Below are 16,193 nucleotides of genomic sequence, written 5' to 3'. Positions count from 1 at the left end.
TATCCGGGCTACAAGTCGTGTGCGAAGGCTTCCGGCAACGGCTCGCCCGCGCGCCAACCCTCGGCCTGCAGGCGATCCAGCAGGGCCACGACTTCGTCGCGACGCGCGGGTTCGTGCACCGGCAACACCAGCAGGTCGCCCGCGTTCGCCCAGGCCAGTGCCTCGCGCGATGCCTGCGCTTCGTCCAGGCAGACCGGCAGGTCGGCATCGGCCATGCCGGATGCCAGCAACGCGCCGCGCAGGATCATCGCCACGTCGCCCGAGGCACGCCCGCGCAGGTAATCGCCGCCGATGTCCTTCAGCCAGACGCGGTCGGGCTTCGCCTGCGCGGCGACCTCGGCCAGCGCGCGGAAATCGGATTCCAGGCGATTGCCGGCATGGCCAAGCAACAGGCCCAAGCGGCCACCACGGCGCAGTCCTGCGGCGACATCGAGCAAGCCGCGCAGCCCGTCCGGGTTATGCGCGTAATCCAGCAGCACCTCGACATCGCCCAGCCTCCAGCGCTGCAGGCGACCGGGGTTGTCGGCATTGCTGGCACCGAAGCGCGTGAGGACGGCGGCGATCTTCGCTGGCGGGATATCAAGCGCCTGCGCCGCCAACGATGCCGCAGCAATGTTAGCGATGTTGTAGCGAGCCGCGCCGCCCACGCTCAGCGGCATTGCCGTGACCGCACCGAGATCGTGTTCGCTGCCGTCGCGCGACAGGATCAGCTGGCCATCGCGCACACCGCACGCAAGCGCGCTGCGTGCCGCCGCGTCGGCGAAGGCCAGCGCGAACCAGCCGATGCGACGCGATGCCGGCGCATGCGCGACCAGCATCGGATCATCGGCGTTCAATACCAGCAGGCCATCGGCGGCGAGCGATTTCGCCACCACCAGTTTCACCGCGGCGATGTGCGCCAAGGTGTGGATGCCGTATTCGCCGAAATGATCGGCCGCGACGTTGGTGACCACGGCCACGCGCGCATCGCGGGCGACCAGTCCACGCCGCAGCAGCCCGCCACGCGCGGTTTCCAGCACGGCGGCATCGACCCGCACGTCGCGCAGCACGGTGCGCGCGCCGACCGGACCGGAATAGTCGCCGGCCTCCACGCGCTCGCCGTCGATGAACAACCCATCGGTGCTGCTGTAACCGGCGTGCAGGCCATGCGCGCGCAGCATGGCCGCGAGCAGGCGCACGGTGGTGGTCTTGCCGTTGGAACCGGTGACGACGGCTTTAGGAATCGCGTGCAACTGCGCCCACGGCACATCGTCGATCGCGGGCAACGCCGCCAGGCTCCATGTCTGCGATGCCGCGCCTTCGCCGAGCGACAACGCATCGTCGTCCGCATGCGCGGGCACGCCGTGCGCGCGGGATGCATCGACCAATGCGCGCAGCGCCGGCTTCGCTTCCGCAGCCGCAAGCGCGTGCAACCGGCGCAGGGCTTCACCATCGTCGAAGTGGGCGACATGCGGGCGTGGCGAATCGGCTTCATCATCGACCGGCGCATCGCTCGCACGCAAACCGAGCGCCGAATACAGCGCCCACTCGTTCACTTCGGTGGCGATGTAGAGCTGGTCGAATGGGGCCTCGAACGCCAGCGAAGCACCGGTGGCGTGTTCGCGCACGACGATGGCGTCGTCCGGCCAATCCAGCAACATCCGCGCCCGCGCGATGTTCGCGCGCCAGCGTTGCAGCGTGTCCGCATCGAAGGCGAGGCCCGGCCGCGTTTCCAGCGCTGCGCCTGCACCGTCGAAATACAGGTTGGCGCCGGTGAGTCGGCGCGAGTCCTCGAAGGGTTCCATCACGACGCGAAGCTCAATCGCTTTCCTCGCGCTCGAAACGCAGGCCGCGTTCGTCGCGCACCACGCCTTCCATCGCCGCGACCAGTTGTTCGTCGAGGTTGGTTTCCAGCGTGGGCACTTCGGCGCGCGCGCTCGTCTTCTGCATCTCGCCCTCGGGCTTGAAGCGGATGATCTGCTTCCACGTACGCACCAACGCATCGGCGAAGACCACCAGGAGGTCGCCCGGCTGGCCCATGCGCAACGCGGCATCGACCGCTTCCTGCTCGTCGGGGATCACGGTGATCGCGGCGAGATCCACGCCTGCGGTTTCCAGCGCCTTCGAGATGATCCGCGGCACTTCGTCGCCGTCGCGGCCGCGCAGACTGTCGTCGCGGCGCACTACGTAATGATCGAACTTGCCGGCCAGGGTGGCGGCGATCTCGCGCAGGTCCTCGTCGCGGCGATCGCCCGGCCCGGCGACCACGACGATGCGCCGTCCGCCAACGTCCAGGCGCTGGGCCAGGTCGGCCATCACGCCCGTCGCGTGCGCGTTGTGGGCGTAGTCCATGATCACCTTGAACGGGTGCTCGTTGTACACGTTCATCCGGCCCGGGGCCTGGAAGAACGTGGTGTCGAAGGTGCGCAGGCCGTGCCGGATCGCATCCAGCTTCATGCCCAGCGAGAACGCCATCGACGCCGCGAACATCGCGTTCTGCACATTGTGCAGCGCACGCCCTTCCAGCGTGGCCGGGATCAGGTGCGTCCACAACAGCGGGATGTGGCTGCCCTTGTCATACAGGGTGATCATGTGGCCGTTGACGCCGGCCTCCAGCGCGCAGGCGCGGCCACCGGCGCGCACATGCTCGCGCACTAGCGGATGCGACGGATTCATTGTCACGTAGCAGATGACCTTGGCGTCGGTGTACGCGGACATTTTCAGCACGTTGGGATCGTCGGCGTTGAGCACCGCGCATTCGCGCGCGGCTTCGACGACAACACGCTTCACCTCGGCGAGCTGCTCGAGGGTGTCGATGCCCTTCAGGCCCAGGTGGTCGGAGGCGACGTTGATCACCGCGCCGACGTCGACCTCGGCCACGCCCATGCCGGCGCGCACCAGCCCGCCACGCGCGGTCTCCAGCACGGCGAAGTCGATCTGCGGATCGGCCATCACCATCCGCGCGGACACCGGCCCGGTCATGTCGCCTTCCACGGTGCGCTGGCCGTCGATGTAGACGCCGTCGGTGGTGGTCAGGCCCGGCGTGTAGCCGGACATCTTGGCGATGTGCGCCAGCATGCGCGAGGTGGTCGTCTTGCCGTTGGTGCCGGTCACCGCGGCAATCGGCACGCGCGACGGCGCGCCCGGCGGGAACAGCATGTCGATGACCGGGCCGGCGGCGTCGCGCGGCGTGCCTTCGCTCGGTGCGATGTGCATGCGGAAGCCGGGCGCGGCGTTCACCTCGCAGATGCCGCCGCCGATCGCCTTGTAGCTTTCGGCGATGTTGGTGCTGAGGAAATCCACGCCGCCGACGTCCAGCCCGATCGCGCGCACCGCGCGTTCCGCCATTGCGCGGTTGTCAGGGTGGATGATGTCGGTGACATCGGTCGCTGTGCCGCCGGTCGAGAGATTCGCGGTGGAGCGCAGCGGCACCACTTCGCCCGCCTTCGGCACCGACTCCGCGGTGTAGCCCGCGCGTTCCAGCATCAGTTCGGCCTCGCGGTCGAGCTTGAGCTTGGTCAGGACTTTCTCGTGGCCCACGCCTCGGCGCGGATCGCTGTTCACGACGTCGACCAGCGCCGCGACGGTCGACGCGCCATCACCAACGACGTGGCCCGGCGTGCGCCGCGTCGCCGCGACCAGTTCGCCGTTGACCACCAGCAGGCGATGGTCGTCGCCGGCCAGGTAGGTTTCCACGATCACCGAACGCGAGTGCTCGCGCGCGGCCTCGAAGCCGGCGCGGATATCGTCGTCTTCACGGACGTTGATGGTGATGCCGCGGCCGTGGTTGCCGTTGTACGGCTTCAGCACCACGCCGCCGCCAAGGCGGCGCGCGGCGCGCACGGCTTCGGACGCGCTGGTGACCAGGTGCTGGTGCGGCACCGGCAGGCCCAGCGAGGCCAGGATCTTGTTGGTTTCTTCCTTGTCGCTGGCCAGCTCCACCGCGATGTGCGGCGTGCGCCCGGTGACGGTGGCCTGGATGCGCTGCTGGTACTTGCCGTGGCCCAGTTGCACCAGCGACTGCTCGTTGAGGCGCAGCCACGGGATGCCGCGTTCTTCCGCCGCGCGCACCAGCGACATCGTCGACGGACCCAGCGCGCGGCGCTGCGCGTAGCGGATGAAGCCGTCGCGTTCTTCTTCCCAGTTCCAGCTATCGTCGGTGGCGCTGCGCAGGTCGGTGGGCAGCAGCGAGTCCAGCAGCTTCAGCGCCAGCTCGCCGGCGGCGATGCCCTCCTCCTTCTGCGCGTATTCGTAGACCACCGAATACACGCCGGGACGGTCGTCGGAAATGCTGCGGGTCTTGCCGAAGGTGACGTCCTCGCCGGCGACGTTCTGCAGTTCGATGGCGACGTGTTCCAGCACGTGGCCCAGCCAGGTGCCCTCGCCCTCGCGCATGCGCCGGACGAAGCCGCCGGGCTCGCGGTAGGAGCAGCCGTGTTCGGCCAGCCCGGGCAGTGCGGCCAGCAGGCCGTCGATGAAGCCGTCGCCCAGCTTCGCGGTGGGCCATTGCTCCAGCGCGCCGAGGTCCAGTTCGAGGCGGATGACCGGGAATTTCGCGTACTGCGAAGGCCCCACGTAGACATTACGATTGAGGATCCGCATCGAGCCCTCCGCTCGGTTGCATTGCGTGATGGTTCAGTCCTTGCGTGCCGACAGGGTGCCCGGCAAGGCCTGGCGCGTGTGCAGGTTGAAGGTCGCGCCCGCGGTCAGGATATGCAGTTGCAGGCCGATGATGCAGACCGCATCGCTGCCGCCCACCTGGTCCATCGAGGTGAACTGCACCTGGCTGGCATCGACCACGGTGATCGCACCGCTGCCCTCGACCTCCAGCGTGTTGTCGGGGCCGATGAAGGCCGCGGTGTCCTCGTCCAGGCCGATGCCGATCGCGAACGGGTTGTAGGCCAGTGCCGCGGTGAGCCGGCCCAGGCGGTCGCGCTGGCGGAAATGCTGGTCGATGATGAAGCGGTTGGTCAGGCCGAAGCCGGGCGCCAGGTGCACGCTGTCGGCGCGCGGCGAACCGCCCTCGCTGCCGAACGCGATCATGTGTTCGGACAGGATGCTGGCGCCGGCACTGGTGCCGCCGACCGGCACGCCGTCGGCGTTGCGCTCGCGGATCAGCTTGGCCGCGGGCGTGCCGCCGATGATCGTGGACAGGCGCAGCTGGTTGCCGCCGGTGATGAACACTCCGGTGCACTGGCGCAGGATCTCGAGGAAGTCCTCGCGCTCGCCGTCGGCGCGGCTCTCGAAGTCCAGCGTGTCCACCCGCCCGGCCTCGAGCCGGTCGAACAGTTCCTCGTAGCGCTCGCCGGTGTCGGCCAGTTTGCTGGCGGTGGGGATCACCGCGATGCGTGCGTCACGACCACCGCACAACTGCACGAAGCGCTTGAGGATGCGGCGCCGGCTTTCCTTGTCTTCCGCCCCACCGATGGGGACGATCCAGCCGCGCGTTTCGCCGTCGGCTACCTTGCTGGGACACATGTACTGCGCACTTCCCCTGTGGTTCAGCGCTCGAACATACCACGCCGCACCGGCGCGCCATCGCGCACATGCGGCACGCCACGGGCCAGCAGGTAGCGGACCCGACCGGCGGCATCCAGTGCGACCAGGTCGGCATCGAAGCCCACCGCGATCCGGCCCTTCCCGGGCAGCCGCAGCAGCGCGGCCACGTTGCTGGTGAAGGCCGGCAGCGCGCGTTCAAGCGGCAGGCCACGCGCGAGCAGCGCGTTCAAGGTGTCCAGCATCGAGCCGGAATGGCCCACGTCCATGCCGCAGACGCGGCCTTCGCCGTCGAAGCAGGGCAGGCAGCCGCCGGCGTCGGAACTGATGCTGACCCGCTGCGGCGGCGCACCGCTGTCGAGGTAGCGGATGAGCGCCTCGTCGGCGGGCCAGGCGTCTTCGCCCTCCTCGACCGGGAACGCGGTTATGTCGACATGGCAGCCGCGCTTCGCCAGTTCCAGGGCTTCCTCGAACAGCGCTTTCTTGCGATTGACATGGGTCGGCTGGAAGACGCGCGGCGGCAATTCGCTGGTGTCCAACGCCCGGCGCACCAGGTCGAGGCCGCGCGTGCCGTCGCCCAGATGCAGGTGGACGATGCCGGCCTTGCCGCTCATCAGGCCGGCCACATGCGCCTCGGATGCGAGCCGCAGGAGTTCGTCGAGGGTCGGCTGGCTGGAACGATGGTCGCTGATCGCCAGTTCGCCGATCCCGATCAATGGCTCGATCAGCGCGACGTCGCCGCGCACGCTGCCGGTGAGCGTGGCCGGCGGCACGTGGTAGCCGCCGCAGTAGCCCCACGCCGACAGGCCCTGCTCGCGCAGCGCATACACATGCGAGAGCAGTTCGGCGGTGCTGCGCGTGGCATCGTCGGTGCCGAGCAGGCCGACCACGCTGGTCACGCCGGCCATCGTGTAGCGACTGAGCAAGGGCGCGGGGACGCGGGTGGCGAAGCCGGCCTCGCCGCCGCCGCCGCTGACATGCACGTGGCCATCGATGAAGCCGGGCACCAGGCGCGCGCCATCGAGGTCGAGCGTCTCGACCGCAAGCGATGCAGGCAGGGCCGGCTCGACATCGCCCATCCACAACACCTTGCCGCCGCCGAGCAGCAGGTGGCGCCTGCCCAGCGATTCGGGGGCGTACACGTCGGCATTGCGGAGCAGCAGCATCGGGGTTTCGGTCATCGCGGCAGGGTGCGGGGCCTGCGTTGCAGCGTCAAGCGCCGGCCAGCGCCTGCGTGGCCGCCACGAACTCGTCCAGCTTCGCCCGCGCCGCACCCGACGCGATCGCCTTGCGCGCGCGCGCGATGCCGTCGCCGATGTCCTCGGCCACGCCGGCCGCGTACAGCGCCGCACCCGCGTTGTAGGCCACGATCTGCCGCGGCAGGCCCTCGTGGTCGTCCAGCGCCTGCAGCAGCATCGCCATCGACTGTTCGGCGTCGGCCACCTTGAGGTTGCGGCTGTGCGCCATCGGGATGCCGAAATCCTCGGGATGCAATTCGTACTCGCGGACCTTGCCGTCGCGCAGTTCGCCGACAAGCGTCGCCGATCCAAGCGACAGCTCGTCCATGCCGTCGCGGCCCCAGACCACCAGCGCGCGCTCCGCGCCGAGCTCCTGCAGCACGCGCACCTGGATGCCCACCAGGTCCGGATGGAACACGCCCATCAGGATGTTGCGCGCGCCCGCGGGATTGGTCAGCGGACCGAGGATGTTGAACAGCGTGCGCACGCCCATTTCGCGACGCACTGGCGCGACCACCTTCATCGCCGGGTGATGCACCGGCGCGAACATGAAGCCGATCCCGCAACGCTCGATGCAACTGGCGACCTGCTCCGGCTGCAAGTCGATGTTCGCACCGAGCGCCTCCAGCACATCGGCGCTGCCCGACTTCGACGACACGCTGCGGTTGCCGTGCTTGGCGACCTTCGCGCCGGCCGCGGCGACCACGAACATCGATGCGGTGGAGATGTTGAAGGTATGCGCGCCATCGCCGCCGGTGCCGACGATATCGACCAACCCGGTCCGATCCGCCACCTCGACCGGCAGCGCGAACTCGCGCAACACGGTCGCGGCCGCGGCGATCTCGCCCACGGTTTCCTTCTTCACCCGCAGGCCGGTGAGGATCGCCGCGGTCATCGACGGCGACACCTCGCCGCGCATCACCTGGCGCATCAGGTCGACCATCTCGTCGAAGAAGATTTCGCGATGCTCGATCGCGCGTTGCAGGGCCTGTTGCGGGGTGAAGGGCATTTCAGCGCTCCAGGAAATTCTTCAGCAGCGCGTGGCCGTGCTGGGTGAGGATCGATTCGGGATGGAACTGCACGCCTTCCACCGGGAATTCGCGATGGCGCAGGCCCATGATCTCCTCCATCGAGCCGTCGTCGTTCTCGGTCCACGCAGTGATTTCGAGCGCTTCAGGCAATGTCGTTTTGTCGACGACGAGCGAGTGGTAGCGCGTGGCCTCGTAACCATCCGGCAGGCCGGCGAAGACGCCCTTGCCCTGATGCCGGATCGGCGAGGTCTTGCCGTGCATGATCCGCCCGGCGCGGATCACGTCGCCGCCGTAGACCTGGCCCATGCTCTGGTGGCCCAGGCAGACGCCGAGGATCGGCGTGGTCGCGCCCAGGCGCTCGATCACCGCCATCGACACACCCGCCTCGTTCGGCGTGCACGGCCCCGGCGAAATGACGATGCGTTGCGGCGCGAGTTGTTCGATCTGGTCCACCGTCAGCGCGTCGTTGCGCTCCACCCGCACCTCGGCGCCAAGCGCCTGCAAGTACTGCACGAGGTTGTAGGTGAAGCTGTCGTAGTTGTCGATCATAAGGAGCATGTCAAGCCGCCTGCACTTTCAAAAGATTTATAAAAGCGCTGCACACAATCAAGAAATACCGCGCATCAGCTTGACTGAGATTGTGCTCACTCATTAACGCGTGACGGATACCGTCCGCGTCACTGGTGTATCCATACATTTTGGAGAAGGCTTCTTTCAGCGCTGGATGCAGCTTTCCATTTCGCTCGAGAATTTTTAACGCGTCACCCAACGTTGCCTTGGAGTCACCGGTCACTACGTTCGCCATCGCCTCGACACCGGAAATGGACTCCTTGATCGAATTTCGATAGTCCGGATTTTTTCTGTCCGTCAACAAGGAAAGAGCCGTCCGCAGATGCTCTTTTACCGGCGCATGTGCATCCTCAATTGCCAAGGCAACCTCTCGCACCTCGCCTGGATCGGAAATCGGCGATAGATGCCCGTCAATCAATCGATATCCAGAGTTTTCTCTGGCTAGAGTTGTTTCAATCGAGCGACGTATCTCACGATCATTCGGATAACAACGAAGCACGAACTCGACGAAATCGTAAACGTCGTTCCATACACACTCAAAGAAGTGCTTTCGAATCTGGTCCCATACCCTGGTGTAACTCATCCCGAAACCAGTGTTGGTTATCGGCCTGCTGTCTACGGGCAACTTGAAGTGATAACGCCAGAGAACCTCCGTGAAGTCCGAATCGTTAAACCGATCCTTCACGAACAAGTCTCTGTCTAATGCATTCCAGAGACCAGTCCTCAAATCGTCATTCATGCTTTCCAGCTGAACGAGATCACTAACCGGTTTAATTCCCATTCTTTGGCTAAATGTCGGCATCACAACCCCCTCGCCGCTTCCGCCACCGCGCGGAACAGCGCGCGACCCTTGTTCATCGTTTCGTCCCACTCGGCCTGCGGATCGGAATCGAAGACGATGCCGGCACCCGCCTGCACATGCAGCCTGCCGTCCTGGATCACCGCGGTGCGGATGGCGATGGCGGTGTCGGCATCGCCATGCCAGCCGATGTAGCCGACCGCGCCGGAGTAGATGTTGCGCTTGACCGGCTCCAGCTCGCGGATGATCTGCAACGCGCGGATCTTCGGCGCGCCGCTGACGGTGCCCGCGGGGAACGTGGCGCGCAGTACGTCCATGTAGGACAGGCCCTTCTTCAGGCGGCCGGTGACTTCGCTGACGATGTGCATGACGTGGCTGTAGCGCTCGATCACGAACTGTTCGCCCACTTCTACGGTGCCCGGTTCGGACACGCGGCCGGCATCGTTGCGACCGAGGTCGATCAGCATCAGGTGCTCGGCGCGTTCCTTCGGATCAGCCAGCAGTTCGGCTTCCAGCGCGGTGTCTTCCTCGTGCGTCCTGCCGCGCGGGCGGGTGCCGGCGATCGGGCGCACGGTGACGTCGCCGCCCTGCAAACGCACCAGAATCTCCGGCGATGAGCCCACGACCTGGGTCGCGCCGGTGTCGAGGAAATACATGTACGGGGAAGGATTCATCGCCCGCAGCGCGCGGTACACGTCGACCGGGCGCGCGCGGAACGGCACGCTCAGGCGCTGGCTGAGCACGACCTGGAACGCATCGCCGGACGCGATGTACTCCTTGCTGCGATGCACGGCTTCGAGGAAGCCTTCGCGGGTGAAGCCGCTGACGAAATCGGCCTCGTCCAGCGCGCTGCCGTGCAGGGTTTCCGGATACGGCGCGCCGCCGTGGCGCAGGCGGTGGCTGAGCGCGTCGAGCCGGCGGTTCGCGCGCGCCCAGGCCTGCGGTTCGCGCGGGTCGGCATGCACGATCAGGTACAGCCGGCCCTTGAGGTTGTCGAACACCGCCAGCTCGTCGCTGAGCATCAGCAGGATGTCCGGCGTACCGAGTTCGTCGGGCTTGGTGTTGCCACGCAGCTTCGGCTCGATGTACTCGATGCACTCGAAGCCGAACCAGCCGACCAGCCCACCGGTGAACCCGGGCAGGCCATCGAGCTTCGGCACCTTGTGCGCGGCCCGCAGCCGTTCGACTTCGGCCAGCGGATCGGCGACCTCGCGTGTTTCCACGACATCGCCATGCTCGCGGACTTCCAGCGTGTGGCCGCGGAATTCGTACACGCGCCGCGCCGGCAACCCGATGATCGAGTAGCGGCCGAAGCGCTCGCCGCCTTCGACCGATTCGAACAGGTAGGTATGCGGGCCGTCGGCCAGCTTCAGGTAGACGGACAGCGGGGTGTCGAGGTCGGAAAGGACCTCGCGCACCACGGGCACGAGGGTGAACCCGTCAGCGGCCGTCTGTTGGAAGGCGTGTTCGGCGAACTGGGCAGAGGTGATCAAGCGGGGCGTCCTTCAGGGGCATGCGGGCAGGCAGACAGAATGTCTGGGCGGCGGAAACTCGCCACCATCGCCAACCATGCTCGAAAGACGGGGTCGCCCGGTTCATGGCGCAACTTTAGCCGCATTCCCGCGCAGCGGGCAATCGGCCGGCAGGTGCATGCGCAAACGCTTTGGCATGCACTCGATCCGGAAGGTCATGGCCTCGACCGGCTCGCCGTCGAGGTTGAGGGTCAACGGCTGCGCGGACTCGATCTCGACCCACGCCAGGGCGCGGCGCAGTGCCACGCGATCCAGTGCGGCCTCCTTGCCCTCCGCCATCGCGGTGCCGAATGTGGCCAGCAGCTCGCCTTCCAGCGGCGGCACGATGGTCAGGTCGAGCAGGCCGTCATCGACCAAAGCATCGGGGCAAAGCGCCTGCCCGCCGCCGGCCTGGCGACCATTGCCGATGCCCAGCGCAATGAAGTCGCCTTCCCAGCGGAAGTCGGGGCCCAGTACCCGCGCCTGCAGCGGCTCGATGCGACCCAGCCTGGACAAACCGGTCACCACGTAGGCCAGGCCACCCAACCATTTCTTCAGGCCTTCGTGGGTCTCGGTGGTGACCTGGGTGCCGAAACCGCCACTGGCCAGGTTCGCCGCCCAGTGGGTCTCGCCATTGGCATCGAGCTTCAGCAGGTCGATCGGTGTCGCAGGCGCCTGCAGGAGCAGGCGCAGTGCGGCCTCCGGCGCGTCGGGGATGCCGGCCGCCCGGGCGAAGTCGTTGGCGGTGCCCAGCGGCAACAGGCCGAGGGTGGGCAGCGCGTCGGCGGATTCATCGCGATGCGCCAGCGTGGTCGCGACTTCGCTCAACGTGCCATCACCACCGCCGGCGACGATAGTGTCGATGCCGTCGGCGATCGCCTCGGCCACCTCGCGCTCGGCATCGCCACCTTCCCAGGTGACCCGCACGTCGAGTCGCACACCGGCCTTGCGCAGGGCACCGACGGCCTCGCGCACGGCATCGTCGCCAGCGGATTTGCCGTTGAGGATCAATCGCCAGCGGGGTGTGGTGGAGGTCGTCATCCGCACAGGCTAGCCGCAACGCGTTAAGACCGCGCGGATGTCACACGGGCGTCACGATGGATCCGGAACATGGGAGTCCATCGCAGGGATGACGGACGGGCAGGACGCCCCACTCTTCCAGACCGGTGCCGCTCCCCTCCCCATGGCGGCATCGGTTTTTTTTGTCCGCCGCTCAGTGCGGGCGCAGGAACTGCAGGTACGACGGCCTCGGCAAGGCCAGGGTCTGCACGGTCTCGCCCAGCAGGCCGCTGTCGGGATCGCGTCGCAGCACGGCGATCGCGTTGGCGCCCTGGATCGCCAGCAACAGGAAGCGCCCGTCCGGCGAGATCGCGAATTCGCGGGTGCTGGCGGCTTCGGTCGGACGACGTTGCAGCAGCGACAACGCGCCGTCGTCGCCCACCGAAAACACGACGATGTGATGGTCGTCTCCGCGATTCACCGCGTACAGGAAGCGGCCATCCGCGGAGAGATGGATCGCGCCCGCGCCATGCGCACCGGTGAAACCGACGGGCGCGAGATCGACGATGCGACGCAGGCGCGCCGCACCGTCATCGAAGTCGAGCTCCACGACCTGGCCGGTCATTTCCAGGGTGACATAGGCATGCCGGCCATCGGCGGAAAACGCCACGTGGCGCGGCCCGCTGCCGGCCGGGAATTGCACGTGCGCGGGCTTCGCCGCATGCAGCGGGCGCTCGGCGTCCTGACCGGGTGCATAGCGATAAACGTAGACGCGATCGCCACCCAGGTCCGCCACCAGCACATGACGGCCATCCGGTGACACCGTGGCCGCATGCACATGGCTGGACGCCTGTCGTGCCGGATCCGCGTTGCTCGCCTGGTAGCTCTGCACTTGCGTGGCATTGCCCAGCTTGCCCTGCGCATCCACCGGCAACACCGTGAGCAGGCCGCCCGGCTGCGCATCGCCCGAATAGTTGGCGACGAACAGATGCCGCGCATCCGCCGAGAGCGACGCATGGGTCGGATGGTCCGACAGGCTCGTGACGCGCTCCTGTTCCTCCAGCACGTGCGTGGACGACAGCGAGAAGCGGGTAACCCGGCCCACCGGATCCGCGTTGCCCGGGCCGTTCTCGTTCACCGCATACACGTTGCGCTGGTCGGGTGCGACGACCAGCCAGGACGGGTTGTGGACCCGCAGCGCCTGCTTCGGCTGCGCCGCGATGCGACCCGTTCCGGCATCGAACGCGTACAGGTACAGGCCCGCCGAATCGCCGTCGGTGTACGAACCCACCAGCAGGTCAAGCGATTGCGATTGCGCACGCGGCATGCCGGGCAGGCCGATAGCGCAGGCCAGCGCGAACATCGACAACAGGCGCGATGGACGTCCCGGCCGCCCGCTCAACGCACGGCCGCCACGGCATCGCGCATGCGTGCGATGCTGTCCGCGTAGGCCTCGCGTGTGCGCGGCTCGCGGAAGATCGCGCTGCCGGCGACGAAGGCATCGGCGCCCGCCGCGGCGATCGCACCGATGTTGTCCGCCTTCACCCCGCCATCGATCTCCAACCGGATCGGCTTGCCGGTGGCGTCGATCATCGCCCGCACCTTGCGCAGCTTGTCCAGCGTGGACGGGATGAACGCCTGCCCGCCGAAGCCCGGATTCACCGACATCAGCAGCACCAGGTCGAGTTCGTCCAGCACGTAGTCCAGCACTTCGGTCGGCGTGCCCGGATTCAACACCAACCCGGCCTGGCAGCCCTGCGCCTTGATCAGCTGGATCGTGCGATGCACGTGCCGGCTGGCTTCCGGATGGAAGCTGATGATCGATGCGCCGGCCTTGGCGAAGTCGGGGACGATCCGATCCACCGGCTCGACCATCAGGTGCACGTCGATCGGTGCGGTCACGCCATGCGCACGCAATGCCTCGCAGACCAGCGGGCCGATGGTGAGGTTGGGCACGTAATGGTTGTCCATCACGTCGAAGTGCACCCAGTCCGCGCCGGCGGCGAGCACGTTGTCGACCTCCTCGCCCAGCTTGGCGAAATTGGCCGAGAGGATGGACGGCGCGATGACGGCAGGTTGCATGGGAGTCCCTGATCGAGCGATGGCGCGATTCTAGCGTGTGAACCGAATCGCCCCATTCATTCAGGAAGCCGCGGTCCCGCTGCATCCGTGTCGCATGCCGGTGCGTACCCATGGAACCCCGTGAGCAATCACGTCTTCGAAGGAACGACCCGCATGATCAGGAAGACCCTGCTGTCCCTCGCCCTGCTGGCCATGGCCAGCCCCGCCCTTGCCCAGTCCGATGACGCGGGCGACAAGTGGTCAGGCTTCTACGTCGCTGCGAGCATCGGCAACACCGATCCGCGCGGCGGCGATGACGGCACCCTGCTGTTCGACACCAACCTCGATGGCAGCTATGGCGACACCGTGCGCACCGGTGCAGGCGCCGATGCGTTCTCGCCTGGCTTCTGCGGCGGCGTGGCCACTGGCCGCACGCCCGGCGAAGGCTGTTTCGATGATCGCGGCGGCACCACCCTGGGCGCGCGGATGGGCTACGACTGGCAGATGGGCCATTGGGTATTCGGTGCGCTCGCCGAATACAACAGGCACGACGTGCGCGACGGCGTCAGCGGCTTCAGCACCACGCCTGCCTCGTACGCGATGATCCGCGAGCTGGACAGCACCATCGCGCTGCGCGCCCGCGCCGGCATTTCCTTCGGGCAGTCCAACGACTGGCTGGCCTACGCCACCGCGGGCGCGGTGCGCGCCAAGCTCAACAATCGGTTCGAGACCACCAATACCGCCAACGCCTTCGACCTGACCGATTCAGGTGATGCCGACGGCGTGCAGTTCGGCCTGGGCGTGGAGCGCAAGATCGCCGGCAATGTCTCGTTGGGATTGGAATACCTGCGCACGCGGCTCGACGACGAAGACACGATCGTGCGGGTCAGCCGTGGCACCGCACCGGCGACCAACCCGTTCCTGCTGGTCAACGCCAACGGCACCGACATGCGTCGCAACGACGATCGCCTGGACCTGGACACCTTGCAGCTGACCTTGAACTACCGCTTCTGATCCTGCACACCTGATCCCGTGGGGATCCTTGGCCTGGCTTGCCGGTGACGGCAGGTCAGGTCTTCTTTCGCAGGGTCTTGATGCGATCGTAGGCGGTGTTGATCTCGCGGGCTTTCTCTTCCGCCTGCCGTTGCAGTTCCGGGGCAGCGCCGGCAAGGCGGTCCGGGTGGTATTGCGAGATCAGCCGGCGGTAGGCGCGTTCGACGTCGGCATCGCTGGCGTCGCTGGAGACCTCCAGCACGCCGTAGGGGTTGTCGCGCGGGGACTTGAACCAGTCGGCATCGAAGGCATGCCCGACCAGCAAGCCCAGCAGCCCGCCGGCCGGATGCCGGAATAGCAGCCAGCCCGCGATCAGCCCGAAGAATTTGCCGTACCAGCGTTTCATGCGGGCATCTTACAAGGCGGGTGCGAACGCGCGCCCGGCATGGGGGCTGCCACTGGGGGCAGCCCCTACGGCGACCATGGGGCGGCCACGGGGCAGCCGCTACACTGTGCGCCCCACGATGCCCACCGCCCGCGAATGGCCACCACCCTGCTGCAGTCCGAGTTGCCTGGCCTGACCCTGCGCCACCGCGGCAAGGTCCGCGACGTCTTCGACCTGGGCAACGACACCCTGCTGATGGTGGCGACCGACCGCCTCAGCGCCTTCGACGTGGTCCTGCCGGACCCGATCCCGGGCAAGGGCGAGATGCTCTGCCAGATCAGCAATTTCTGGTTCGAAAAGACCCGCCACATCATCGCCAACCACCTGACCGGGATCGATGTGGCCTCGGTGCTGCCGGCCGGCGTGGAGGCCGCGCTGTACGCGAAGCGCGCGGTGGTGACGAAGAAGCTGACCCCGGTGCCGGTGGAATGCATCGCCCGCGGTTACGTGATCGGCAGCGGCTGGAAGGATTACCAGCGAAGCGGCTCGATCAGCGGCATCGACCTGTCGCCGGGGCTGCAGCAGGCGCAGCAACTCGATACGCCGATCTTCACCCCGTCGACCAAGGCCGCGGTCGGCGACCACGACGAGAACATCGACTTCGCCACCGCCGTGGACCTGGTCGGGCGCGAGCGCGCCGAACAGGTGCGCGATGCCACGCTGGCGCTGTACGCATTCGCGCGTGACTTCGCCGCCACGCGCGGGATCATCCTGGCCGATACCAAGTTCGAGTTCGGTACCGATGCCGACGGCAAGCTCTACGTGATGGACGAGGTACTGACCCCGGACTCCAGCCGCTACTGGCCCGCCGATGCGTACCAGGTCGGTACCAGCCCGCCGAGCTACGACAAGCAGTTCGTGCGCGATTACCTGGAGACGCTGAACTGGGACAAGACCCCACCCGGCCCGCGCCTGCCAGCCGACGTCATCGCCAAAACCCGCGCCAAGTACGCCGAGGCGCTGGACCGGCTTGCCGGGATTTCGGTCGACTGAAGGATTCCTTGTGTCATCCCGGCGAAAGCCGGGATCCGGCTCTGGCTTGGCATCTCTCAAGAGCTGGATCCCGGCTTT

The 16,193-nt window shown here is 67.2% G+C and carries 14 protein-coding genes; 2 read left to right on the top strand and 12 right to left on the bottom strand.

The annotated features are described in order from the left end of the window. Window positions 1–8: 8 nt before the first annotated feature. The 11 genes from ACE3T8_RS01495 to rpe form a co-directional block, all read right to left on the bottom strand. Complete coding sequence (locus tag ACE3T8_RS01495) at window positions 9–1,784, bottom strand: Mur ligase family protein (protein ID WP_374606219.1); 1,776 nt, start codon at window positions 1,782–1,784, stop codon at window positions 9–11. 13 nt (window positions 1,785–1,797) lie between these two features. Next, on the bottom strand, window positions 1,798–4,581 hold the full coding sequence (gene cphA / locus ACE3T8_RS01490; protein WP_374606218.1) for a cyanophycin synthetase: 2,784 nt from the start codon (window positions 4,579–4,581) through the stop codon (window positions 1,798–1,800). Between the two features lie 33 nt (window positions 4,582–4,614). Next, window positions 4,615–5,457 carry a cyanophycinase gene (locus tag ACE3T8_RS01485; RefSeq protein ID WP_374606216.1) on the bottom strand — a complete coding sequence of 281 codons (843 nt, stop codon included), beginning with the start codon at window positions 5,455–5,457 and terminating at the stop codon, window positions 4,615–4,617. A gap of 23 nt (window positions 5,458–5,480) precedes the next feature. Beyond that, window positions 5,481–6,656: a beta-aspartyl-peptidase gene (gene iadA / locus ACE3T8_RS01480; protein ID WP_374606215.1), complete on the bottom strand. Its 1,176-nt coding sequence runs from the start codon at window positions 6,654–6,656 to the stop codon at window positions 5,481–5,483. Between the two features lie 31 nt (window positions 6,657–6,687). Then, window positions 6,688–7,722, bottom strand: coding sequence for an anthranilate phosphoribosyltransferase (gene trpD / locus ACE3T8_RS01475; protein ID WP_374606213.1), 1,035 nt, complete (start codon window positions 7,720–7,722; stop codon window positions 6,688–6,690). Window position 7,723: 1 nt separating this feature from the next. After that, on the bottom strand, window positions 7,724–8,302 hold the full coding sequence (locus tag ACE3T8_RS01470; RefSeq protein ID WP_374606211.1) for an aminodeoxychorismate/anthranilate synthase component II: 579 nt from the start codon (window positions 8,300–8,302) through the stop codon (window positions 7,724–7,726). Window position 8,303: 1 nt separating this feature from the next. Then, entirely contained in the window at window positions 8,304–9,116 is an 813-nt protein-coding gene (locus ACE3T8_RS01465) for an AbiJ-NTD4 domain-containing protein (protein ID WP_374606209.1), read from the bottom strand. Further along, entirely contained in the window at window positions 9,116–10,606 is a 1,491-nt protein-coding gene (gene trpE, locus ACE3T8_RS01460; protein WP_374606207.1) for an anthranilate synthase component I, read from the bottom strand. The genes ACE3T8_RS01465 and trpE overlap by 1 nt, the downstream gene beginning before the upstream one ends. 102 nt (window positions 10,607–10,708) lie before the next feature. Continuing rightward, window positions 10,709–11,665, bottom strand: coding sequence for a lipid kinase YegS (gene yegS / locus ACE3T8_RS01455; protein WP_374606205.1), 957 nt, complete (start codon window positions 11,663–11,665; stop codon window positions 10,709–10,711). A 172-nt stretch (window positions 11,666–11,837) separates the two neighbouring features. Further along, window positions 11,838–12,986, bottom strand: coding sequence for a lactonase family protein (locus ACE3T8_RS01450; protein WP_374606459.1), 1,149 nt, complete (start codon window positions 12,984–12,986; stop codon window positions 11,838–11,840). 35 nt (window positions 12,987–13,021) lie between these two features. Further along, window positions 13,022–13,705, bottom strand: coding sequence for a ribulose-phosphate 3-epimerase (gene rpe / locus ACE3T8_RS01445; protein ID WP_374606203.1), 684 nt, complete (start codon window positions 13,703–13,705; stop codon window positions 13,022–13,024). A 153-nt stretch (window positions 13,706–13,858) separates the two neighbouring features. Between rpe and ACE3T8_RS01440 the strand changes: the two genes are divergently transcribed. Next, complete coding sequence (locus ACE3T8_RS01440) at window positions 13,859–14,698, top strand: outer membrane protein (protein ID WP_374606201.1); 840 nt, start codon at window positions 13,859–13,861, stop codon at window positions 14,696–14,698. 55 nt (window positions 14,699–14,753) lie between these two features. Here the strand turns inward: ACE3T8_RS01440 and ACE3T8_RS01435 are convergent, their stop codons facing one another. Beyond that, the gene (locus tag ACE3T8_RS01435; RefSeq protein WP_374606200.1) at window positions 14,754–15,083 is read right to left on the bottom strand and encodes a DnaJ family molecular chaperone; all 330 of its coding nucleotides are present in this window, start codon (window positions 15,081–15,083) and stop codon (window positions 14,754–14,756) included. A gap of 135 nt (window positions 15,084–15,218) precedes the next feature. Between ACE3T8_RS01435 and ACE3T8_RS01430 the strand changes: the two genes are divergently transcribed. Then, window positions 15,219–16,115, top strand: a complete 897-nt coding sequence (locus tag ACE3T8_RS01430; RefSeq protein WP_374606199.1) for a phosphoribosylaminoimidazolesuccinocarboxamide synthase — start codon at window positions 15,219–15,221, stop codon at window positions 16,113–16,115. The last annotated feature ends 78 nt before the right edge of the window (window positions 16,116–16,193 follow it).

The sequence above is a fragment of the Thermomonas sp. genome, from assembly GCF_041919455.1.
Classification (GTDB): domain Bacteria; phylum Pseudomonadota; class Gammaproteobacteria; order Xanthomonadales; family Xanthomonadaceae; genus Thermomonas.
This window is presented reverse-complemented; position numbering and strand designations above follow the sequence as displayed.